Annotated in this window: 15 protein-coding genes; 11 read left to right on the top strand and 4 right to left on the bottom strand. The window is 72.7% G+C overall.

What is annotated here, in order from left to right:
* Nucleotides 1-247 precede the first annotated feature (247 nt).
* From ACZ7M7_RS07720 to ACZ7M7_RS07755, 8 genes are all read left to right on the top strand, one after another.
* Nucleotides 248-3730: an FtsK/SpoIIIE domain-containing protein gene (locus tag ACZ7M7_RS07720; RefSeq protein WP_472113995.1), complete on the top strand. Its 3483-nt coding sequence runs from the start codon at nt 248-250 to the stop codon at nt 3728-3730.
* A 243-nt stretch (nt 3731-3973) separates the two neighbouring features.
* Nucleotides 3974-5356, top strand: a complete 1383-nt coding sequence (locus ACZ7M7_RS07725) for an ABC transporter substrate-binding protein (protein WP_472113759.1) — start codon at nt 3974-3976, stop codon at nt 5354-5356.
* Between the two features lie 67 nt (nt 5357-5423).
* Complete coding sequence (locus ACZ7M7_RS07730; RefSeq protein WP_472113998.1) at nt 5424-6707, top strand: carbohydrate ABC transporter permease; 1284 nt, start codon at nt 5424-5426, stop codon at nt 6705-6707.
* Between the two features lie 208 nt (nt 6708-6915).
* On the top strand, nt 6916-7830 hold the full coding sequence (locus ACZ7M7_RS07735; protein WP_472113763.1) for a carbohydrate ABC transporter permease: 915 nt from the start codon (nt 6916-6918) through the stop codon (nt 7828-7830).
* A gap of 168 nt (nt 7831-7998) precedes the next feature.
* Complete coding sequence (locus ACZ7M7_RS07740) at nt 7999-10272, top strand: bifunctional glycosyltransferase/CDP-glycerol:glycerophosphate glycerophosphotransferase (protein ID WP_472113765.1); 2274 nt, start codon at nt 7999-8001, stop codon at nt 10270-10272.
* Nucleotides 10273-10450: 178 nt separating this feature from the next.
* Nucleotides 10451-12652: a CDP-glycerol glycerophosphotransferase family protein gene (locus ACZ7M7_RS07745; protein WP_472113768.1), complete on the top strand. Its 2202-nt coding sequence runs from the start codon at nt 10451-10453 to the stop codon at nt 12650-12652.
* A gap of 9 nt (nt 12653-12661) precedes the next feature.
* Complete coding sequence (locus tag ACZ7M7_RS07750; protein ID WP_472113771.1) at nt 12662-14902, top strand: bifunctional glycosyltransferase/CDP-glycerol:glycerophosphate glycerophosphotransferase; 2241 nt, start codon at nt 12662-12664, stop codon at nt 14900-14902.
* A 63-nt stretch (nt 14903-14965) separates the two neighbouring features.
* Nucleotides 14966-16606, top strand: coding sequence for a hypothetical protein (locus ACZ7M7_RS07755; RefSeq protein WP_472113774.1), 1641 nt, complete (start codon nt 14966-14968; stop codon nt 16604-16606).
* Nucleotides 16607-16624: 18 nt separating this feature from the next.
* On the opposite strand, the gene ACZ7M7_RS07760 is transcribed toward ACZ7M7_RS07755, so the two are convergent.
* Nucleotides 16625-17038: an organic hydroperoxide resistance protein gene (locus ACZ7M7_RS07760; protein WP_383616234.1), complete on the bottom strand. Its 414-nt coding sequence runs from the start codon at nt 17036-17038 to the stop codon at nt 16625-16627.
* Between the two features lie 119 nt (nt 17039-17157).
* Between ACZ7M7_RS07760 and ACZ7M7_RS07765 the strand changes: the two genes are divergently transcribed.
* Nucleotides 17158-17625, top strand: a complete 468-nt coding sequence (locus tag ACZ7M7_RS07765) for a MarR family winged helix-turn-helix transcriptional regulator (protein WP_427844722.1) — start codon at nt 17158-17160, stop codon at nt 17623-17625.
* On the opposite strand, the gene ACZ7M7_RS07770 is transcribed toward ACZ7M7_RS07765, so the two are convergent.
* On the bottom strand, nt 17615-19165 hold the full coding sequence (locus tag ACZ7M7_RS07770; RefSeq protein WP_472114001.1) for a glycosyltransferase family 39 protein: 1551 nt from the start codon (nt 19163-19165) through the stop codon (nt 17615-17617). The two genes, ACZ7M7_RS07765 and ACZ7M7_RS07770, sit on opposite strands and share 11 nt — an antisense overlap.
* A 300-nt stretch (nt 19166-19465) precedes the next feature.
* On the opposite strand from ACZ7M7_RS07770, the gene ACZ7M7_RS07775 reads away from it, so the two are divergent.
* Both ACZ7M7_RS07775 and galE read left to right on the top strand, forming a co-directional pair.
* Entirely contained in the window at nt 19466-21151 is a 1686-nt protein-coding gene (locus ACZ7M7_RS07775; RefSeq protein WP_472113778.1) for a glycosyltransferase family 2 protein, read from the top strand.
* Nucleotides 21152-21227: 76 nt separating this feature from the next.
* Complete coding sequence (gene galE, locus ACZ7M7_RS07780; RefSeq protein ID WP_472113781.1) at nt 21228-22208, top strand: UDP-glucose 4-epimerase GalE; 981 nt, start codon at nt 21228-21230, stop codon at nt 22206-22208.
* Nucleotides 22209-22253: 45 nt separating this feature from the next.
* Here the strand turns inward: galE and ACZ7M7_RS07785 are convergent, their stop codons facing one another.
* Nucleotides 22254-22898, bottom strand: a complete 645-nt coding sequence (locus tag ACZ7M7_RS07785) for a response regulator (protein ID WP_472113785.1) — start codon at nt 22896-22898, stop codon at nt 22254-22256.
* A gap of 80 nt (nt 22899-22978) precedes the next feature.
* Nucleotides 22979-23617: a TetR/AcrR family transcriptional regulator gene (locus ACZ7M7_RS07790; RefSeq protein WP_472113788.1), complete on the bottom strand. Its 639-nt coding sequence runs from the start codon at nt 23615-23617 to the stop codon at nt 22979-22981.
* Nucleotides 23618-23895: the final 278 nt, after the last annotated feature.

Below are 23895 nucleotides of genomic sequence, written 5' to 3' on the forward strand. Positions count from 1 at the left end.
TCGGCTCTGTCTCGTGGTTGCCGCAAGCGGACGTGACCGATCTCAAGCGGTCGTCGGTAGGTCATCTGTCAGGCACTTTTGCGGGCAGAGCCGACCAATCAAGATCACTTGTCTTCGGGCGGGGGGCGCGTTGTCAGTGGCAGGTGCGAGGATGCGTGCAGTACTGGCCGATGTGCTCGTGTGGGGTGGGGAGGGCCGTCTTGGAGGGCCCTGGTCCGCGCCCGCGCAGAAGGGACCGCTGACGCCGATGCAGATCCGGCTGACCGTCGTAGACCCGCTGGCCCCGCCTGCCCCGGCGCGTGGCCGCGCCGCAAGCTGCGACGTGCTGGTCACGGCACCAGCGGGCACGGCCCTGGCCGCGGTGGCCTCGGCACTCGCCTCGGCGGTGTCCGGAGGCGACGGCCCGATCGTGCTGTACGCGGGCACGGAGCGCCTCGACGACCGGCGCAGCACACTCGGCGAGCCCCCTCTGATAGACGGCGCCGTACTCTCGATCGGCGCCCCTGCGGCGCCCGAGCCCCACCCCGAGCTGGACGACGCCCCGACCCAGCTCCATGTCGTGGCGGGCCCCGACGCGGGCGGGGTCCACCTTCTGCACGGCGGCGAGATCCGCATCGGCCGCTCCGCCGAGGCCGACGTGCCGCTCGACGACCCGGACGTCTCCCGGCTGCACTGCGCGGTCACGGTCGCCGCCGACGGCCGTGTCTCGGTCGCCGACCTGGCCTCCACCAACGGCACGACGCTGGACGGCACCCGGCTGACCACCCGCCCGGTGCGCTTCGTACCGGGCGCGCTGCTGAGGATCGGTGAGTCGGCCCTGCGGCTGGCTCCGGCCGGCGGCCCGGGGGCACGGGTGCGGACCGAGCCGGACGGGGAGGGGCACACCCGTGTCCCCGGCGGAGGCGACCGCGAGGTCGACGGCCCGGCGGCACCCGCGCGGGACGACGCGGCAGTGCCGCACGCACGCGTGGCGGACGGAAGCGGCGCGGACGCCTCCTCGGGAGCGCGGCCGACCGCTCAGGAACACGGCACCGGCGAGCCGCCCGTCGTGCCCGTCCAGGGCCGGGCACCGCGGATCGAGGGGCACGGCAGGTCGCAGCCGCCGCTCCCGGGACCGCGCGGAGGCGACACGCACGGCGCGGGCTTCGGGGTGGGCACGCCCGACGGGCGTCAGGGCGAGGAGGACGCCCCGGACATGTTCCCTGGTGCGTCCCCCACGGCCGCCGGGACCGGGCTCACCGACGGCACAGCGGGCGGCAGCACCCGCAAGGGCACCCCGCTGCGGGGCACCGACATCCCGCCGGGCGTGCGCAGGCGCGGCGGTCTCACGGCGTGGGCGCGACGGCTGGCCGGCGGGCGCGGCGAGCAGGACGAGGTCCGGCGCGGGCCGTACGACGTCGACGAGCCGGCCCAGGCGACCGGCCGCCCCTCGACGACGAGCCGGTCCCGGCTGCCGGAGGCCTGGCCGGATCCGGCGTCCCTGCTGCTGACCGCGCTGGGGCCCGGGCCCCGGCTGTGGGAGCGCTCGCCGGGTCACCCGGAGGCGCTCACGGTGCGGCTCGGCACGGCCGACCGTGCGGCGCCCGACGGCTCGGGGCTGCTGCCCGCGGTGCCGGTGACCACCGATCTGCGGCAGGTCGGGGCGCTCGGTCTGGCCGGTCCGCGCGAGCGGCTCGCCGGGCTGGCCCGTGCGGTGCTCGCCCAACTCGCCTCGCTGCACTCGCCCGACGCCCTGGAGGTGGTCCTGCTCAGCGCGGACCGCTCCCGCCCGCTGGAGGAGCGCACCGCCGAGTGGGCATGGCTGGGCTGGCTCCCGCATGTCCGCCCCGGACACGGCCAGGACTGCCGCCTGCTGCTGGCCTACGACCGCGAACAGGCGACGGCCCGCACCGAGGAGTTGCTGCGACGGCTGGAGGACCTGACGGCGCAGCCGCGGGGCGCTATCGCCGCAGCCGTGCCCGACGGACACGTGCCGGCGCAGCGTGCCGCTCGGCGGCCCTCGTGGGCACAGGACGACGCGCCCGGCGACGGGGCGGACGGGTTCCCGGGGCCGTACACCGTGGTCGTCGTGGACGGCGATCCCGGGGGCGCCGATGTGCGCGAGGCGGTGGCGCGGCTGGCGTTGGAGGGGCCGCGGGCCGGGATCCACGTCGTGTGCCTCGCCGAGACGGCCTCGGCGTCGCCCGCGTCGCCGGTGACGGAGACCTACGAGGCGGCGTGCACGGTGGCGCCGGTGTTCCGGGAGTGCGGGGCGGTCGGGCTGCTCAGCGGGGACGTGGCGACGGCGCTGCGGCTGCTGCGGGTGGCCCGGGGCGGATCGGGCGAACAGGCCGCCGTCGGAGGCGAGACCGCCGCGGCTCACGGCACGGCCGGCGGCGCCCCGGGCAGGCACGACACGGCCGGCGACGGCCCGGCCGGGCCCGGCGCCACTCCCTCCGCAGGCACCCCGCACGGCCCCATCGGGCACGGCACCGTCGCCGCGCTGGACGCCGTCTCCCTCGCCTGGGCGGAGCGGTTCGCACGGGCCCTGGCGCCGTTGCGGACGGAAGGGACCGCCGGGGAGGGGCACGCGCGCGTGTCCGTGCCGTTGCCTCAGGTGGCGCGGCTGCTCGACGAGTTGGGGCTGGCCCGGGCCACCCCGGCGTCGCTGATGGCGCGGTGGGCCGACGCGGCCGACGACCCTCAGGCCCTGGGTGGGCGGGCGTGCGCCGTGCTCGGGGCCGGGCCGCGCGGGCCGGTCGGCGCGGACCTCGGCGCCGACGGACCGCACCTGCTGATCGAGGGGCCGCCCGGCAGCGGGCGGACGGAGTTGCTGCGGGCCCTCGTCGCGTCGCTCGCCGCGGCCGAGCGGCCGGACCGGCTGGGCGTCGTGCTGATCGACGGCCGGGACAGCGTCGGCGGGGGCGGCGGGCACGCCGAGGGGCTGCGGGCGTGCACGGACATACCGCATGTGACCACCCACCTGACCGCCAACGACCCCGTCCGCATGCGGGAGTTCGCCCAGTCGCTCAGCGCCGAGCTGAAGCGGCGCGCGGAGCTCCTCGGGCGGTCCGACTTCGCCGAGTGGCACACCGGGCGGGCGCTGTCGGGCCGGATGGTGGCACAGCGCGCGGCGGGGGCCGGTGCCGGTGATCTCACGGGGGATCTGGACGCGCCGCCCAGTTCCACGATCCGGCTGCGGCCGGGGGCGGCCCGCCGGCAGGCCGAGGCCGTGCCGCCGCTGCCCCGGCTCGTGGTCGTCGTGGACGACCTGGACGCGCTGGTCTCACCCGCGTTGGGATCGCTGGGCAGGCCGGCGGCGGGCTCGGTGATACGCGCGCTGGAGGCGGTGGCCCGCGAGGGCGAGCGGCTCGGTGTGCATCTGGTGGCCGCGGCGGCCATCGGTGGCCGTACGGCGGAGTCGGAGCCGGCGCGCCTGGCGACGCTGCGGGTGACGCTGGACGCGGTGACGGCGGGCCCGGACGAACCGGCGCCGGGGCGGGGCCGACTGACCTGGGCGGACGGAAGAGCGGTGCCGTTCCAGGGCGGGCGGGTCACGGGACGTATCCCGCGGACGGCGACGCTGCGGCCCACCGTCGTGCCGCTGGAGTGGCACCGCATGGGCGATCCGCCGGCCCGACGCCCGGTCCGCGAGCTGGGGAACGGACCTACGGACCTGGCGTTGCTGGCCAGTGCGGTGGAGAGGGCGGCGCGGGAGGTCGCGGCGACCGAGGTGCCCTCACTCCTGTGACGCCGGTCGGCGCAATCCAGCCCGTCCGGCGTTTGAGGACGAGGCCGTTCAGGCCGATAGCGGGGGTCTGGGGGCAGCAGCCTCCAGGGACGTTCACCCCAGCGCAGGGCCCCTGGTCACGAGCCGGTCACGATCTCCCACTTGACAGCGGACGCGGTCTTGCCGCCCCCAAACCCAAGGCGTAGACCAGATCGCACGGGACAGCGCTCGAACGTTCGACGAGGCACGAAGAACGGGGCAGTGATGCGCACCAGCACGAGCAGCAGGAACCGGACAAGCAAGGCCGTCAGGGCCGCGGCGGCCGTATGCGCGGGCGCCCTCGCACTCTCGCTCACCGCATGCGGAGGCGACGACAACGACAGTGGCAACGAACAGGGCGGATCCGGCCAGGAGACCGCCGACACCGTCACCCTTCCCAAGCTGAACGGCGAATCCCTCGAGGTCGCCGCCGTGTGGACCGGCGCCGAGCAGGAGAACTTCAAGAAGGTCCTCGCGGAGTTCGAGAAGCGCACCGGCGCCAAGGTCACCTTCGTGCCCGCCCAGGACCCGATCATCAACTTCCTCGGCTCGAAGGTCGCGGGCGGCCAGCCGCCGGACATCGCGATGCTTCCGCAGCCCGGCGCCATCAAGCAGGCCGTCGACAAGAAGTGGGCCAAGCCGCTGGGCGCCGAGGCGATCAAGGAGCTCCAGGAGAACTACTCGCAGGGCTGGCAGGACATCGGCAAGGTCGACAACAAGCAGTACGGCGTCTACTACAAGGCCGCCAACAAGTCCCTGATCTGGTACAACGCCCAGGTCTTCGAGAACGCGGGGGCCACCGAGCCCAAGACGTGGGACGAACTGCTCACCACCGCGCAGACCGTCTACGACTCCGGCGTCACGCCGTTCTCGGTGGGCGGCGCGGAGGGCTGGACCCTCACCGACTGGTTCGAAAACGTCTACCTCTCGCAGGCAGGCCCGGAGAAGTACGACCAGCTGGCCAGGCACGAGATCAAGTGGACCGACCCGTCCGTGAAGGACGCGCTCACCACGCTCGCCCAGGTGTGGGGCAAGAAGGACTATGTGGCGGGCGGCGCGGACGGTGCGCTGCAGACGGACTTCCCGGCCTCCGTCACGCAGGTCTTCACCGGTGGGGACCAGCCGAAGGCCGCCATGGTCTACGAGGGCGACTTCGCGCAGGTCAACATCACGCAAGCCAAGGCGGAGGTCGGCACGGACGCGAAGGTGTTCCCGTTCCCGAAGGTGGGTGACACCGCACCTGTCGTCTCCGGTGGCGACGCGGCCGTCATCCTGCAGGACTCCGAGGCCGCGCAGGCCCTGGCCACGTTCCTGGCCTCCCCGGACGCGGCGACCATCCAGGCGAAGCTGGGCGGTTACCTCTCGCCGAACAAGAACGTCGACAACTCGGCGTACCCCAACGAGGTGCAGCAGAAGATCGCCAAGGCCCTGATCGACTCGGGCGACGACTTCCGCTTCGACATGTCCGACCAGGCCCCGCAGGCCTTCGGCGGCACACCCGGCAAGGGTGAGTGGAAGGCTCTCCAGGACTTCCTGAAGAACCCGTCGGATGTCGCGGGCGCGCAGCAGAAGCTGGAAGCCGACGCGGCCGCGGCCTTCGGAAACTGACGCCGTGGCGTCGACGGAAGCGGCAGGGGGCACTGCGCCCCCTGCCGCACCCAAGTCGCGCAAGAGCGTGACCGGCACGCGCAGGTCCGTGGTGGTGCTCTTCCTGCTGCCCGCTCTGGTGCTGCTAGGCGCGCTCGTGGTCTACCCGATCGGGTACTCGCTCGTCCGCAGTTTCTACGACCAGTCCGGCGACGGCCTGGCCGGATTCGACAACTACGAGGCGCTGTTCACGGACGACGGCATCCGTACGGCCCTCAAGAACAACGTGATCTGGGTGGTCTTCGCCCCGACGGTCGCCACCGCGCTCGGTCTGATCTTCGCGGTGCTGACCGAACGCGTGCGCTGGGGCACGGCGTTCAAGCTGGTCGTCTTCATGCCGATGGCGATCTCGATGCTGGCGGCGGGCATCATCTTCCGGCTCGTGTACGACCAGGACCCGGACAAGGGCGTCGCGAACGCGGTGTGGGTGGGCGTGCACGACACCTTCGCGCAGGCGTCGGCGTTCCCGAAGGCCCACCCGGGGCGGGAGTCGCCGCTCGAAGCGGCACCGGGCGGCGGCTTCATCACCAAGGACACCGTCAGCGCGGGCACCCCGGTCAGCCTGCCCCTGGTGGGCGTCGCGCCCGACCAGATGCCGGACGGCTCCAAGGCGGCCGTCCCGGCGAAGGCCGATCCGGCCCAGATCACCGGCACGACCTGGCAGGACTTCACGCGCGGCAAGGGCGTCGGCACCCTCGGCGGGGTCGACGCGGCCGAGCTGGGCTATGCCGGGATGAAGATCGAGGCCGTCAAGGACGGCAAGGTGGTGGCCTCCACGAAGGCCGCCGACGACGGCACGTTCACGCTGCCGGCCGCCGCCGAGGGGGCCCAACTGCGGCTCCCGCCGGACAACTTCAAGGAGCCGTACAACGGCCTGGACTGGCTCGGCCCGTCCCTCGTCACGCCGGCCATCATCGGGTCGTACATCTGGATGTGGGCCGGGTTCGCGATGGTGCTGATCGCGGCCGGGCTCGCGGGCATCCCCCGCGACCTGCTGGAGGCGGCCCGCGTCGACGGCGCCAACGAGTGGCAGGTGTTCCGCCGCGTCACGGTGCCGCTGCTGGCGCCCGTCCTCGCGGTCGTCACCGTCACCCTGATGATCAACGTCCTGAAGATCTTCGACCTGGTCTTCATCATCGCCCCGGGTTCCTCCCAGGACGACGCGAACGTCCTGGCACTGGAGCTGTACCGCAAGGGCTTCTCCGAGGACCAGCCGGGCATCGCGAGCGCGATCGCGGTGTTCCTGCTGCTGCTCGTGATCCCGGTGATGTGGTTCAACATCCGTCGGCTCAGGCGGGAGGGCAGGCGATGAAGGTTCACCCGACCGTCGGCCAGTGGGCCGGTCGCCGCCCGGCGGGAGTCACGCATCGCATGCAACCCGGGGATGAAAGCAGCGCTCGGGCCGGCCTCATCACGCCCCGACCGGCCGGCGGGTCCGACTCGTATGTCTGCTGGGGGTCCGGGGGTCGTCCCCCGGAAGTGAGCAGTAACGTCCGCAGGCTCAGGCGGGAGGGGCGGCGATGAGTACGGATGCCGGTGGGCTCAGCAAGGCGGCGGCGCCGCCGTCCACGAGCGTCAAGGCCGAGCAGTCCCTCGGCGGCCGGATCGCCTCGTTCGTCAGCGGCGGGGTGGTGCGGGTCTTTCTGATCCTCGTGGGCCTGTTCTGGCTGGTCCCGACGATCGGGCTGTTGCTGTCGTCGCTCCGCCCGCCGGAGGAGATGACGGCGAGCGGCTGGTGGGAGGTCTTCAGCAAGCCCTCCCAACTCACCTTCGACAGCTACGACAAGCTCCTGAGCAACAGCGACATCACCGACTCGATCCTGAACACCGTGCTGATCACGGTCCCGGCGACGGTGCTGGTCGTCGTGATTGGCTCGCTCGCGGGTTACGCGTTCGCGTGGATGGAGTTCCCGGGCCGCGACTGGTGGTTCCTGGGCGTGGTCGGCCTGCTGGTCGTGCCGGTGCAGGTGGCGCTGATCCCGATCGCCGAACTGTTCGGCAAGATCGGCATCTTCGGCTCCCTGACCGGCGTGATCCTCTTCCACGTCGGCTTCGGGCTGCCGTTCGCGGTGTTCCTGCTGCGGAACTTCTTCGCCGAGATCCCGAGAGAGCTGCTGGAGGCGGCCCGGCTGGACGGCGCCGGTGAACTGCGCCTGTTCTTCCGCGTCGTGATGCCGCTCGGCGGTCCGGCGATCGCCGCGCTCGGCATCTTCCAGTTCCTGTGGGTGTGGAACGACATGCTGGTCGCGCTGATCTTCACGGACTCCGGGAGCCAGCCGATCACGGTCGCCCTGCAGACACAGGTACGGCAGTTCGGCAACAACATCGACGTCCTGGCACCCGGCGCGTTCATCTCCATGGTGATCCCCCTGGTCGTGTTCTTCGCGTTCCAGCGGCAGTTCGTGTCCGGCGTGATGGCGGGCGCGGTCAAGTAGGCACAAGCGCAACACGCTTGAGGGGGCGGACCGTCATCGGTCCGCCCCCGCACGTTCATTCATGATCCCCCGTATGCCGTACCGCGGCGTAACCAAGTCACTCCATTGGCCGTTGCCGGGCAAGGCGCTGTCGCCGCCTACCGCCCCGGCCGACCCAGTGGATGTCCCTTGCCCAGGTTCAGTGTCATTGTCCCCGCGTACAAGGTTCAGGCGTACCTGCACGAGTGCCTGGAATCGGTGCTCTCACAGTCGTACCCCGATCTCGAACTGATCGCCGTCGACGACTGCTCGCCGGACGCGAGCGGCGCGATCATCGACGAGTTCGCGGCCCGCGATCCGCGTGTACGCCCCGTGCACCTCGCGCGGAACCAGGGCCTGGGACCCGCACGCAACGCCGGTACGGCCGAGGCCACCGGCGACTACCTGGTCTTCCTAGACGGCGACGACACGCTCACCCCCGACGCCCTGCACGAGATCGCGGACCGGCTCAAGGAGACCGGCGAGCCGGACGTCCTGGTCTACGACTACGCGCGCACGTTCTGGACGGGCGAGACGATCCGCAACCAGGCCGCCGCCCAGCTCATCGAGGAGGGCCCGGCGCCGTTCCGGCTGGCGGACCGCCCGGGGCTGCTGCGGCTGCTGATGGTCGCCTGGAACAAGGCGTACCGGCGGGAGTTCGTCGAGCAGGAGGGCTTCGCCTTCCCGGCCGGCTACTACGAGGACACGCCCTGGACGTATCCGGTCCTGATGACGGCGGAGTCGATCGCGACCCTGGACCGGGTGTGCGTGCACTACCGACAGCGCCGCCGGGGCGCGATCCTCGGCACGGTCAGCCCACGGCACTTCGACATCTTCGAGCAGTACGACCGTGTCTTCGCCTACGTCGACCAGAACCCCGAACTGGCGCGCTGGCGGCCCTTGTTGTTCCGCAGGATGGTCGACCACCTGGTCGTGGTGTTCGCCCGCCGGGACCGCCTCCCGCGCCGCAGCCGCGCCGCTTTTCTGCGCAAGGCCCGTACCCACTACCGCCGTTACCGCTCCCCCGGTGCTCCCGTCCCCCCGCGCAACCGCCTGCGCCACGGCCTGGTCCGCCTCGGCCTGCACCGCACATGGCGTGCCCTGCAGCTGGCGTCGGCGCTGCTGCGCCGCACCCGCAAACTCGCCGATCGCCTGCTGAAGGGCCTGCGCGGCAGTGCCCTGCGCCTGCACTACCGCGTCCAGCGACGCCTCCCCCTGCGCGCCGACCGCGCCGCCTTCGCGGCCCACGGCGTCCGCGGCCCCGGCGACAGCCCGGGCGCCCTGGAGCAGGCCTTCCGTACGCACGCCCCGCACATCCGCACCGCCTGGATCACCGGCCCGGACGCCGACGCCGAGCAGCGGGACACCGCCCCGTCCGGCCCGCGCCGCCTGCGCCCCGACACGGCCGCCTACTGGACGGCCCTGGCCCGTTCCAAGTACCTCGTCCACAACGACGGCTTCGACCGCCGCCTGGTCAAGCGCCCCGGCCAGGTCCTGGTGCAGACCCAACAGGGCACTCCGCTCGGCCACATGGGCCTGGACCTGGGCGAACGCCCCGCGGCGGCGGGGGGCACGGACGTCGACGAACTCCTCGACGACGTCGACAAGTGGGACTACGTCCTGTCCGCCAACCGGCACTCCACCCTGACCTGGGAGCGGGTGCACCCGGGCGGCTACACGACCCTCGAGTACGGCAGCCCCCGCAACGACGTCTTCCAGCAGGCGACGTCGGCGGACGTGACCCGGATCCGCGAGCAGCTCGGCATCCCCGACGGCACGGTCGCGATCCTCTACGCGCCCGCCCACCGCGACTACCGCCGCACCCAGCGCACCACCCTCGACCTGCACCGCGTCCTGCGCCGCCTGGGCCCTCGCTTCGTCGTCCTGGCCCGCGCCGACCCGCGGCACGGCGGCCCCCTGACGCCCACCGCCGGCCGCGTCATCGACGTCACCGACCATCCGGGCGTCGAGGAGTTGTGCCTGGCCTCGGACGCCCTGGTCACGGACTATTCGTCGATCATGTTCGACTACGCCAACCTGGACCGGCCGATCGTGCTCCACACCGACGACTCGGAGGCGTACGAGGCGGCCCGCGGCACCTACTTCGACGTGCGCTCCTTCCCGCCGGGCGCGGTGGCGCGGGGCGAGGACGAGCTGATCGACATCTTCGCCTCCGGCCACTGGCGGGGCTCGCGCTCCGCCCAGCTGAGGTCGGCGTTCCGGGAGCGTTTCTGCCCCCACGACGACGGACGCGCCGCCGAGCGGGTCGTACGCCATGTGGTGCTGGGCGAGACCTGCCGCCCGCCCGTCGTGCCGCTCGGCAAGCGCCACCCCGTGCCGTCGCCGGCCGCGTCGCTCACGCACTCCCCGCTCGCGACCGTGCCGCAACCGACGGGGCGCCGGACCGTCACCGAGCGCCTCTGAACGCCGTTCTCACGGAAACGGAAGAGGAGTTCCCATGCCCTCCAGCCCGTCACGGCCCACGCCGACCCGGCCGTCCACCTGGCGTCCGGCCGGTCGGCCCGGCCGCACTCGCGCCGGCTGAGGCCGGCCCCGGCCCATTGAGGAACCCGGCCGCCGGACCATCGACAGAAAGAGCAGTATGCCCCGCTTCAGCATCATCGTTCCGTCCCATGGGGTCGCGGGTCGGCTGTCCCAGGCGCTGGACTCGGTCCTCTCCCAGTCCTTCGGCGACTTCGAGCTGATCCCGGTCTGCGACGCCCCCGACTCCCCGGCGGCGGCCGTCGCCGCCGGGTACGCCGAGCGCGACTGCCGGGTGGCGCCGGTGAACTCGCCGCCGACGGCCGGTCTGGCGGGAGCGCGCAACACGGGGCTGCGGGCCGCGATCGGCGACTGGCTGCTGTTCCTGGACGGCGACGACGAGCTGATGCCGGGCGCGCTGGCGGCGCTGGACGCCCGGCTGAGCGAGACCGGTGACGTGGACGTCCTGTACTTCGAGCACGAGCGGACCCCGTGGTGGGTGGGCGAGCCGACCAACCCGGCCGCGCTGGTGCTCGCGCGGACGCCGGGCGCGGTGTTCGCGCCCGAGCAGGCTCCGCAGCTGACGGGGGTCCAGCTCCCGGCGTGGAGTGCGACCTACCGCCGGGCTTTCCTCGCTGCACAACAACTGCCTTTCCCCGAGGGCCACTTCACGGATGTCGGCTTCGGTGGGCTGGTCGTGCTGGGCGCCGAGCGCATGGCGGTGCTGCGCCAGGTCGTCGTACGGCATCTGCTGCGGCGGCAGGGCAACCGGCTGAACCTGCCCGGGGAGCACCACTTCGAGCTGCTCGACCAGGCCGAGCTGGTGCTGGCGCGGGCCGTCGAGCAGGGGCTGGGGGAGAGCAGGCTCGGGCCGTTGTTCGAGCAGCTCTTCGCCGCCGTACTGAAGACCGCCGCCCATCCGCGACGGCTGCCGCGTAGGCGCCGGGCCTTCTTCCGCCGGGCGAGCGGCCTCTACCGGCGGTACCGGCCAGCCGGGTTCCGGGTGCCGGGCGGGAGCCTCGGTGTGCAGCACCGGCTGCTGGCGAGGGGGGCGTACGCGGCGTTCCGGGCGCTGCGCGGCGCCAACCGGGCGGCGACCCGGGCGGCTTCGGGGGTGCCGCGGCCGCACGGGCTGCGCACCCGGCTGCGGTACCGGTGGCAGCTGCGCCGCCGTCTGGACCGGAACCTCGCCGTGTACTGCGCGTACTGGGGCCGCGGCTACGTCTGCAACCCGGCCGCCATCCACGCCAAGGCGCGGGAACTCGCCCCGCATCTGCGCTCGGTGTTCCTGGTCGAGGCCGAGCAGGCGCACACCGTGCCGAAGGACGTGGAGTACGCGGTCATCGGCAGCCGCAGGTACTGGGACGTGCTCGCCCGGGCCAAGTACCTGATCAACAACGCCAACTTCGCGGACGCCGTCGTCAAGCGCAGCGGCAGCGTGCATCTGTCGACCCAGCACGGCACCCCGCTGAAGAAGATGGGCGCCGACCAGGCGACGTACCCCGTGGTGGCCGCGGCGACCGGCAGCTTCGCCAGGCTGCTGGCCCGCGTCGACCGCTGGGACTACAACCTCACCTCCAACCGGCACTCGACCCAGATGTGGGAGAGCGCCTACCCCGCAGCGCACGAGACCCTCGAGTACGGCTATCCGCGCAACGACGCCTACTACACGGCGACCGCCGCCGACGTGACCCGCATCCGCCGCGAACTCGGCATCCCCGAGGGCAAGAAGGCCCTCCTGTACGCGCCCACGCACCGCGACCACGCCACCGGCTTCGAGTCGGGCCTCGACCTGGAGGCGCTGTGCGAGGAGATCGGCGACGAGTACGTCGTGCTGCTGCGCGCCCACTATTTCTACGACCGGGGCGCCGGGCGGGGCACCGGCCGGATCATCGACGTCACCGCGCACCGCTCCTCCGAGGACGTGTGCCTGGCCGCCGACGCGCTGATCACCGACTACTCGTCGATCATGTTCGACTACGCCAACCTGGACCGGCCGATCGTCGTGTACGCCGACGACTGGGACGTCTACCGGGAGGTGCGGGGGGTCTACTTCGACCTGATGGAGGCCCCGCCGGGCCGGGTGACGCGGACACCGGGCGAGCTGGCGGCCGTCCTGCGCGACGGCTCGTGGGCGGACGACGAGGCCACCGCCCTGCGCGCCGCCTTCCGGGAGCGGTTCTGCCAGTTCGACGACGGGCGCGCCGCCGAGCGCGTCGTACGCCGGGTGCTGCTGGGCGAGCCGCCCGAGGCGATCCCGCCGGTGATCCCCCTCACCGAGCGCATCCCCGCCCCCGCCGCGACGACCCTCGTAAGGAACTGAGGTACCGACGTGCCCCGCTTCAGCATCATCGTCCCCGTCTTCAAGGTGCAGGGCTTCCTGCGGGAGTGCCTGGACTCGGTGCTCGGGCAGTCGTACACCGACTTCGAGGTGATCGCCGTCGACGACCGCTCCCCCGACGGCTGCCCCGCCATCCTCGACGCGTATGCCGACCGCGACGCCCGCGTGCGCGTGCTGCACCTGCCGGAGAACGTCGGCCTCGGCCGGGCCCGCAACGCCGGTCTGGAGCAGGCGAGCGGCGACTACGTCCTCTTCCTCGACAGCGACGACCAGTACACGCCGGGCCTGCTGGCGGCCGTCGCCGCACGCCTGGAGGCGGCCGACGAGCCGGACATCCTGGTCTTCGACCACGTCCGCACCCACTGGTGGGGCCGCGGCGGCCGCAGCACGGCGGCCGACCTGCTGGCCGCGGCCGGGACGGGCACCTTCAACGTCCGCGAGAACCCGGAGTATCTGCATCTGTTCCTGGTCGCCTGGAACAAGGCGTACCGGCGGGACTTCTTCCTGAAGCACGAGCTGCGCTACGCGGCGGGTCTGTACGAGGACGCGCCCGTCACGTACCGCTCGATGGTGCTGGCCGACCGCATCGCCGGTCTGGAGCGGATCGGGGTCGAGTACCGGCAGCGGCGGCAGGGCGCGATCACCAGGACGCCGGGGCGGCGGCACTTCGACATCTTTCCGCAGTACGAGGGCCTGTTCGCGTTTCTCGCACAGCGCCCGGAGCTGGCGTGGGCGCGCCCGCCGCTGTTCGAACGGGCCCTGGATCACATGCTGTTCGTGCTCGCGCGCGAGGACCGGGTGCGGCCCGCGGACCGGCCGGACTTCTACCGCGAGATCCGCTCCTTCCACGCCCGCCACCTCCCCGAGGGCTTCACACCGCCCGACGGCCGGCGCGGCCAGGAGATGCGGCTGCTGGCGACGGCGTCCTACCCGTCGTACGCCGTCGCACGGGGCCTGCGCGATGTGCGCAGGGCGGCGGGCCACGGCAAGCGGCGCGTGACACGCGCGGTGTCGAACCGGGCCCAACGCGCCTGGTACGCCGCTCGGTCGAAGCTCCCGCTCGATCCGCACCTGGCCGTCTACTCGGCGTTCTCCCATGGCGGAGTGCTGGGTGATCCGGCGGCGATCCACGCCAAGGCCCGCGAGGTCGCCCCGCACATCAGGGGCGTGTGGGTGGTCCAGGACGACGCGGTGGACGCGCTGCCGCCCGGCATCGACTTCGTGACGCCCGGCTCGCGGCGCTACCACGAGGTCATGGCGCGGGCCACGTACTGGGTGAACAACGTCAACTGGCCCGGCACCCTGGCCAAGCGCCCCGGCAGCGTCCACCTCCACACCCACCAGGGCACCCCGCTCAAGTACATGGCGGCCGACCTGCTGACCAAGCCGGGCGCCCGGCACGGCTTCGACGTGCCGAAGATGCTGTGGCGGGCCGACCGCTGGGACTACAGCCTGGTGGCCAACCGGCACTCGGAGCTGGCGTGGGAGCGGGCGTATCCGTGCCACTTCACGTCGCTCAGGACGGGGAGCCCGCGCAACGACGTGCTGGTGAACGCGGGCTCCGAGGCGGGCGAGGCGGTGCGGGCACGGCTCGGCGTCCCCGCCGGCGACACCGTCGTGCTGTACGCGCCGACCCGCCGCGAGTACCGCCGGGGCGGCCACGTGGACCGGATCGACCTGGCCAGGTTCGCCCGGGATCTGGGCACCGGCCACACCCTCGTCGTACGGCTGCATCCGTCGCTCGCCAAGGGCACGGCCCGTGGGATGGGCCTGGCCGATCTGCACCGGCGGGGCGTGCTGATCGACGCGACCGACGAACCGCATGTCGAGGACGTGCTGCTCGCCGCCGACGTGCTGGTCACCGACTACTCCGCCCTGATGTTCGACTACGCCAACCTGGACCGGCCGATCGTGATCCACGCCGACGACTGGGGGGCGTACGCGGCGAGCCGGGGCGCCTACTTCGACATCACGGCCGACGCTCCGGGCCATGTGTCGCGCTCGTACCGGGAGTTGGCGTGGCTGTTCGCGTCCGGGACCTGGCAGGACGGGGAGTCGGCGCGGTTGCGGGCAGGGTTCCGGGAGCGGTTCTGCGAGTTCGACGACGGGCTGGCCGCGGAGCGGGTGGTGCGGACGGTGATGCTGGGTGAGCTGATGCCGGAGCGTCAGGACGGCGTCGAGCGGGTGCCTGCGCCGGCGGCGGCGAGGTCGTCGCTCATGGACGCCCGCTGAAGCGGCTCACTCGATGAGGTGACGTGAGGTAGAGGTGTTGACCTTGCCGGGAACATACGGCAAATGCCTCAAACCAGCACAACCTCCACGGCCAAAGCCGCGGGCGCCGCTGTCGGTGTCCTCGTCCGGAGGACCGTTCGAGGCGCGAGTGCCCTGCGCGGCGGACGCAGTTGGCGTCCAACCCCGTACCAGGTCTACGGCTTCCTGTTCTACCTGGTGATGCTGCTGGCGTACTGGGCCGTGCCGCTGTGCTGCGACGCGGGCCAGCACGCGGCGGTCGTCGAACGCCTGAAGGCGGACCTGCTCCACCCGCGCCACCCGATGGCGGACCTGCCGGGCGCGGGCAGCCCGTACTACTCGCCGTACGCGGTCGCGCAAGGCGTGTTCGCCCGACTGACGGGGCTGGGCGGCTGGGAGACGCTGCGGCTGGCCGGCGCGCTGAACCTGCTCGTGCTGCTGACCGGCATCGGCCGTCTGGTGCGGGTGCTGACGCCGAGACCTTGGGCGCCGGTGCTCGCACTGGGAGCGATGACGCTGCTGTGGGGGACCGAGCGGGCCTGGTGGAGCGGCTATCTGAGCCTGATGTCGATGACGGGGAACCTCGGCTACCCCTCGGCCTTCGCCATCGGCCTCACCTTCTGGGCCTGGGCGTTGACGGGGACGCGGGCACGGGGCCAGGGACAGGAACAGGGGGAGGACCGACGGCAGGGGCTCGTCCGGTACGTCGGACCGAGCGGGCTGCCGGGGCTCGCCGGGTACGCAGGGATCGGGGTGCTGTACGGACTGATCCTGCTGATCCATCCGATCACCGCGGTGGCGGCGGCGCTGGGCGCGGTGGCGTTCGTGGCGGGGTGGCAGCAGGGGTGGCTTCGGGGGCAGCGGGGCGCCCTGGCCGTGCGATGGGGGGTGATGACGGGCACGGCGGTGCTGCTCGCCTGGTCCTGGCCGTACTTCGACGTGTTCGCGCTGGCCGGGGACGACAGCGTGGACTGGATGCACCAGCGGCTGTACGAGCAGCTCGGCGGGCAGTTCTGGCTGGCGCTGCTGGGGCTGCCGGCGCTGTGGCTGCGGTGGCGGCGCGGCTCCTGGCGGGATCCGCTGGTGCTGCTCTTCGCCCTCGAATGCCTGCTCGTGGCGTACGGCTGGGCCAGCGGCCACTACACCTACGGCAGGATTCTCGGGCTCACCCTGGTGCCGCTGCAGTTCGCCCTGGCCGTGGAGCTGGCGGCGCCCCGGCCCTGGGGCAGGGCGCGCCGGGCGCTGGGCGGGGCCGCGGTCGCCGGGGCCTGTGTCGGGTTCCTGACCGTGCAGGGCGGGGCGGTGATGCCGCGGGCCCTGGATCCGATCGGGCTCGAACAGCCCTCGCTGTGGCCGACGTACGCCTGGGTGGCACGGCATGTCGGGAAGGGCGAGGTGGTGATCTCCGACGGGCACTACGCCCCTCGCTCCATCCCCGGGTACGGACCGAACCTGGCTGCGCCGATCTGGCCCGACCCCGCCCTGGACGAGCGGGAGCGCGAACGCCGGCTCGCCGATGTCCGCGCCTACCTCTCCCCCGCGTCCACCCGCGCCGAGCGCACGACCGTCGCCCGGCGCTACCACGCGCGCTGGCTGCTGCTGACGCGGTGGAAGCGGGTGCCGGAGGAGGCGGTGGTGGTGGCGTGGAGCCGTGAGACGGGGGAGGTGTTGGCGCGGATCGGGTGACCGCCGCTGCCGGGTCGGTTACTCGATGACGAGGTCGACGTCGATGTTGCCGCGGGTGGCGTTGGAGTAGGGGCAGACCTGGTGGGCCTGCTCGACCAGCTTGCGGCCGGTCGCCTCGTCGAGGGTGTCGGGCAGCTCCACGCGCAGCGTCACCTTCAGGCCGAAGCCCTCGCCCTGCTTGCCGATGCCGACCTCGGCGGTGACGGCGGCGTCGGTGACGTCGACCTTCGCCTGACGGCCGACGAGGCCGAGGGCGCTGCCGAAGCAGGCGGCGTAACCGGCGGCGAACAGCTGCTCCGGGTTCGTGCCCTGGCCGTTGCCGCCCAGCTCCACCGGCGCGGCCAGCTGCAGGTCGATCTTGCCGTCGTTGCTGACGGCGCGACCCTCGCGGCCGTGGGTGGCGGTGGCGACAGCGGTGTAGAGCGCGTCCATGGAAACCATCCCTCTCAAGTCACGTCCGGCGGCTCTCTTGGCGGCCGCCGACGACGACAAGTAGAGCACACAATTCAATTGCGCACAACTCAGTGACGGGCACGAGCTACCCTGGAGTCATGACGAGCACGCCCACGGCGGACTGGCTCCGCCTCGACCAGCAGATCTGCTTCTCCCTGAACGCCGCGTCGCGCGCCTTCGGCGGCGTCTACCGCGTGGTCCTGAAGGACCTGGGGCTCACCTATCCCCAGTACCTGGTGATGCTGGTGCTGTGGGAGCAGGGCGACCTGCCCGTGAAGAAGCTCGGCGAACACCTGCGCCTCGACTCCGGCACCCTGTCGCCGCTGCTCAAGCGGCTGGAGGCGGCCGGCCTGGTACGCCGGGAGCGCAGCGCCCGCGACGAGCGCTCGGTGGAGGTGCGGCTGACCGAGGAGGGCGCCGCGCTGCGCGAGCAGGCCCTCCAGGTGCCGCGCCGGATCGCCGCGGCGACGGGCTTCGACGTCGACGAGATCCGCGAGCTGCGGGCACGGCTGGACCAGCTCACCTCGGCGCTGGACGCGGCGGCGGTCGAGGGGGCTACCGGTTAGGCGACCGCGGGGTGCGTTCCGTGGCCAGGTGCGCCGTGCGTTCGGCGGCCGGGCGGCGGACGTACAGCCGCAGCGGACCGTCGGGCGGCCCCTCGGACAGCGGCCGGAACTCCTCGCCCACGACGGCGAGCTTGACGCGCTCGGTGGGGTTGCTCGGATACCAGGGGGAGTTCAGCGCGTACGGCTCGGCGACGACCCAGACCCGGTCGACCGAGGCAAGCCTGCGCCGCAGTTCGCCGGCCCCGACCTCACGGCCGTAGAGCGTCCCCGACCGCGGCCCGGACTGCCGCAGCGCGATGTCCCACGCCCGTCGGAACCCCTTCGGATACGCGAGCACCGCCCGCCGCCCGATGGACGGCACGAACAGCACCGGGTCGCCGGGGCGCAGATGCCGGGCGGCGTAGGCGGAGGTGAGGGCGAGGTTGTCGGGGCGGTGGGCCGGGGAGCGGTCCTGGCGGTGGAGGGGGAGGTGGTGGAGGAAGACCAGGGTGATGGCGAGGGTGCCGGCGAGGGGCGCCAGGGGGCGGTGCGGGGGTCGGCCGGCGACGGGCCGGCCGTCGTAGGGCCCTTGGTCGAGGCGGGGCCCTTGGTCGAGGTGAGGGTCGCCGTCGGGCTTGGGGTTGCGGGAAGGGCGTTCGCCGCCAGGCCGCACGCGGTGCACGAGGTCGGTCAGCCGGTCCGCCCCCGCGGCCACGAGCAACGGCGCCCCCGCGAGCGCGTACAGCACGTACCGGTCGTCGTACAGGGGCCGAACCTGCGACACGGCGATGAGGAGCCCGGGCGGCACCACCAGCAATGGCAACGCGACCCCGGCGACCCGGCCCGCCCCCAGCCCCGCCACCATCAGCAGGACGCACACCCCGAACACCACACCCGTGGGCACGGCGGCGAACTCCCGCAGCAGCCGTTCCGCACTGCCCCACCCCGGCACCGGCAGCCACCCCACCTGCCCGGCCTGTGCCCGTGACACCAGCAGTAACGGCAGCAGGGCGACCCCGGCGGCCGCCACGGCACAACCCCACGCGGCCCACACCCGCCTCGGCGCCCGCCCCACCCCCAACGTCACCGCATGCGCGCACACCAGCGGCGCGGCCAGCTCATGCAGCAGACAGGTGACCGTGAGGACCACGCCGTACGCCCACCACACCCTCCGCACCAGCAGCAGCGTGGCCCCGGCCGCCCCCGCGGTCACCAGCGCGTACGACCGGCCCTCCTGGGCGTAGTGCCCGACCAGCGGCGTCACCGCGTACAGCAGGCCGGCCCACAGCCCCACCCGCGGCCGCGCCAGCCGCACCCCGAGCGCCGCGATCAGCCCCGCCGCCGCGGCCGCCCCGAGCACCGACGGCAGCCGGAGGGCGATCTCGCCGGGATGTACGGCGAGGACGGCGTGCATGAGCAGGTAGTACAGGGCGTGCACGGCGTCCACGCCCTGCACCAGCCGCAGGATCTCCGGCACCGACCGCCGCGCGACCTGGAAGGTCACCCCCTCGTCCCGCCACATGCCGTCGCGGTCGAGGCCCCACAGCCCGAGCCCGAGCATGACGGCCACGGGGACGCACACGGCGAGGACCGCGGCGGCCCCGCCCTCGCGCTCGCCCTTTCTCGGCTCCCGGTCCCCGATCACCACGGGAATGAGTTTGTACTATTAACTGATACTTATTGGTCATTGACGGCGTATCACCGCGTATCACCACCGATATGCCGCTCACCCGGCATACGATCCCGCGGTAATGAATCACAGTGAACCGGGCCCCTGCTCCGGCCGTCTTCCGGGGCGGTCCCCACGTCCCGCTCAACGGGTGACCACCCATCAGTCCCGCGATTCCGGACCGTGCCCCTGATGCAGCCTCACGCCGCCCCAGCTGCCCGCACCGCGCGCGACCCGCAGGTCGGCGTCGTCGTCATCGGCTACAACGACGCCGCACATGTGACGACCGCCGTCCGCTCGGCGCTGGCGCAGGGTCCCGTCGTCCGTGAGGTCGTCGCCGTCGACGACTGCTCGACGGACCGCAGCGCCGAGGTGCTCACCCGTCTCGCCGAGACCGAGCCGCGTGTGAGGGTGGTCCGGCGCCGGGTCAACAGCGGTGGCTGCGGCAGTCCGCGCAACACCGGGCTTGACCGGGTGACCTCGCCCTATGTGATGTTCCTCGACAGCGACGACGTACTTGCGCCGGGGGCGGTGGACGCGCTGCTCGCGGCGGCGACGGGGGCGTGCGCGGAGGTGGCGAGCGGCCTGTGTGTGCGGCGGGAGCTGCCCGGACGGCGCGAGATGCCATGGCAGGCGCCCCTCTACACCTCACACGCCGTGGTCGAGCGCCCCGCACAGCGCCCGCGCCTGGTCCACGACACGCTCTGCGTCAACAAGCTGTACCGCACGGACTTCCTGCGCGAGCACGGCATCCGCTTCCCCGAAGGCCGCTTCCCCTACGAGGACTTCGTCTTCACCGCGCGCGTGCTCGCCGCCCGGCCACGCATCGCCCTGGTCCCCGACCGGGTGTACGTCTGGCACGTGCGCCGCTCGGCCGACCGGCTGTCCATCTCCCTGGACCGCGCCGACATCGCCAACTGGCGGGCGCGCACGGAGGCGAGCCGACTAGCCTACGACATCCTGCTGGGCGCCGGGCAGAAGGAGCTGGCGCGGGCGGCACGCGCCAAGTTCCTGGACCACGAGGTACGGATATACGCGCGCGAGTTGGGGTTGCACGACGCCCGCTACCAGCGCGCGTGGTGGGCGCACACGCGGGCGTACCTCGCGGAGTACGACGCGTCCGACTGGGCCCACAACCCCACCGCACCCGGCCGCCTCATCGGCCGCGTCGTCCTGGCCTCACCCGAGCCCCGCGACCTGCCCCGCCTCAGGGACCTGGCCTCCCGCCCCGCCCGCCTCCTCCCTCCCTACGCCCACGCCTCCGACGGCACCCCCGTCTGGTCGGCCGACCTCCCCGAACCCACCCTGGACGCCCTGCTCACCCGCGCCGTCCGCCTCCTCCCCCTCGCCGTCGACGCGGAACTGCACCCCCGCGCGCGCAGCGCCCTCCTCCGGCTTCGCCTGCACGAGCTGTACGGCAGGGTGGCGCAGGCGGGGCCCGAGGCGCTGGAGGTGGAGTGGCGGTGCCGGGAGACGGGGCGGGCGGCGGGGCCGCGTACGAGGGTGGCGCTCACGCCCTCGTCCTCGCCCGACGGCGTCTGGTCGGCCGAGACGACGGTCCACTGGGCCGCGTTCTCCGGCGTACCCGGGACGTCCGGGCCGTACGGGCCGGCCGGCGCGTCCCGCACCTGGGACCTCCGCCTGCGCGTGCGCTTCCAGGGCGGCGCGTACCGCGAGGTCACGGCGCACGCCCTCACGAACGCCGGTCCGCTGCGCCGACGCGCGGTGGTCGGCGCTGGGCAGGCCGTAATACTCGTACAGCCGTACGTCACACACTCCGGAGCGCTGGCACTGCGCGTGGCTCCCGGTTCACGAGGAGTTCTGTCCGTGGTCGGCAGCAGACTCCGCCGCCTGCTTCACTGGCAGACGCACACTTGAGACGGACCAGCAGCGCAGACGAGCAGTGCAGACCACGGATGACCACAGGGCCCACTGACGAGGGGAACGGCCGCACATGACCTGGCTGATCACCGGCGGCGCCGGTTACATCGGAGCGCACGTCGTACGGGCGATGACCGAGGCGGGCGAACGCGCCGTGGTCTACGACGACCTGTCCACCGGCATGGCCGACCGTGTGCCCGACGGCGTCCCGCTGGTCGTCGGCTCGACCCTGGACGGCGAGCGCGTCGCCCGCGCCATCGCGGCCCACCGCATCACCGGTGTCGTCCACCTCGCGGCGAAGAAGCAGGTCGGCGAGTCCGTCGACCTGCCGCTGCACTACTACCGGGAGAACGTCGAGGGCCTGCGCGTCCTGCTGGAAGCCGTGACGGCGGCGAACGTGCGGTCCTTCGTCTTCTCCTCCTCCGCGGCCGTGTACGGCATGCCGGACGTGGACCTGGTGACGGAGGAGACGCCCTGCGCGCCGATGTCGCCGTACGGCGAGACCAAGCTGGCCGGCGAGTGGCTGGTCCGGGCCACGGGCCGCGCGACAGGCCTGTCCACGGCGTCGCTGCGCTACTTCAACGTGGCGGGCGCGGCCACCCCCGAACTCGCCGACACCGGCGTCTTCAACCTCATCCCCATGGTCTTCGAGAAGCTCACGGAGAACGCGCCCCCGCGCATCTTCGGCGACGACTACCCGACCCCCGACGGCACGTGCATCCGTGACTACATCCACGTCGTCGACCTGGCCGAGGCCCACGTCGCCGCGGCACGGGCCCTGCAGTCCTCCCCCGGCCACGCCCTCACCCTCAACATCGGCCGCGGAGAGGGCGTTTCGGTCCGCGAGATGATCGACCTGGTCAACGCCATCACCGGCTACGACCGCCCCCCGAACGTCACGCCCCGCCGCCCCGGCGATCCGGCCCGCGTCGTCGCCTCCGCCGACCGCATCGCCACCGAACTGGACTGGAAGTCCAAGCACGACGTCCAGGACATGATCGCGTCGGCTTGGGAAGGGTGGATCCGGCTGCATCCGGGGGCGGCGCGGAGCTGATTCGGGGCGCGGGGATGCTTGGGCGCCCCGCTGCGCACCGGCCGCCTACGAGTTGTTCAGGTACGTCAGGACCGCAAGCACCCTGCGATGGCCGCTGTCGCTCTGCGGCAGGCCCAGCTTGAGGAAGACGTTGCCGATGTGCTTGTGGACGGCGCGTTCCGTGACGACCAGGGCCTCGGCGATGGTCGCGTTGTCCTGGCCCTCCGCCATGAGGGACAGGACCTGGCGCTCGCGCGGGGTGAGGGAGTCCAGCGGGGAGTCGCGGCGCCTGGTCAGGAGTTCCGTGACGACCTCGGGGTCAAGGGCGGTGCCGCCGGCCGCGACCCGCTCCAGCGCGTCGAGGAACTCGTCCACCCGGCCGACCCGGTCCTTCAGCAGATAGCCGAGGCCGCTCGCGCCGCCGGCGAGCAGTTCGGCGGCGTACGACTCCTCGACGTACTGGGAGAGCACCAGGACCGGCAGCCCGGGCAACTCCTTGCGGGCGGTGAGCGCGGCGCGCAGACCCTCGTCGCGGAAGTCCGGAGGCATCCGCACGTCGAGCACGGCCGCGTCGGGGCGGTGCTGCCGCAGTGCGGGCAGGATCTCGGGGCCTGTGGTGGCGGCGGCCACGACCTCGTGCCCGGCCGACGTCAGGAGGAGGACGAGGCCCTCGCGCAGCAGGGCGTTGTCCTCGGCGATCACGACTCTCACGGCAGTTCCGCCTCTACTCCGGTCACCGCGCCCGCGGTGACACCGCCTCGTTCAACCGGCGGTCGCTGCGCGCAGCCTACTCACAGCGCCTTGAGCGCCTCGGTGGTGGCCCGGGCCAGCGCGTCCAGGTGACCCTTGGGCAGCTTCGGGCTGCGGGCCACGACCATCCGCCAGTACAACGGGCCCGAGATCAGGTCGAGCGCGAGCTCGTTGTCGATGCCCGCACGCACCTCGCCACGCTGTTCCGCCTCGGTCAGGATCTTGCTGGCGACGCCCTCCTGCCCCTGCTCCAGCGCCTTCTGCAGCGCCTCGGCGATCTCGGGGTTGCGGGCCGCCTCGGCCTGGAGGTCGGGGATGATCTGCGACACGACGGGGTGACGCAACGCGCGCGAGGTCACCTCGTACAGCATCCGCAGGTCCCCCTCCAGGGAGCCCGTGTTCGGTGTCGGCAGCCCCATGACCGCCACCGCCGACACCACGTCGAGCACCAGGTGCAGCTTGGAACGCCAGCGCCGGTACACCGCGGTCTTGCCGACGCCGGCGCGACGCGCGATGCCCTCGATCGACATCCTCGCGTAGCCGACCGCCGCCAGTTCCTCGAAGACGGCCGCCCGAATGGCCTCCGTCACGTCCTCGCGGAGCACGGCCGCCCCGGCGGGGGTCCGGCGGCGCGGACTCGTCTGGGGCCGGTCGGCGTTCGTCGTCATGCGGACCAGCATAGGGCGTTGCGACGATACGGTGCCGTCCCCACGAAACAGGTCGCAGAGGGGGTCGGACGGGGTCAGCCACGACGGGCTCGGCGGCCACGCCGTAACGCCACGGTTGCATCCGGGCGACGCCGACCTTGCGGTGAAACAACCCCGCCGTTACATCGCTCACGTCACGACGAAACGGTTGCGTCCCGACGCCCCCGAGATCTACGCTCACGTTGCGACGATACGGTCCCGTCCCGACGTAAGAATTCGTGAAGAAAAGCGTAAGAACCGCCCCGCACCCA

The sequence above is a fragment of the Streptomyces sp. NPDC111606 genome (genome assembly GCF_055656945.1).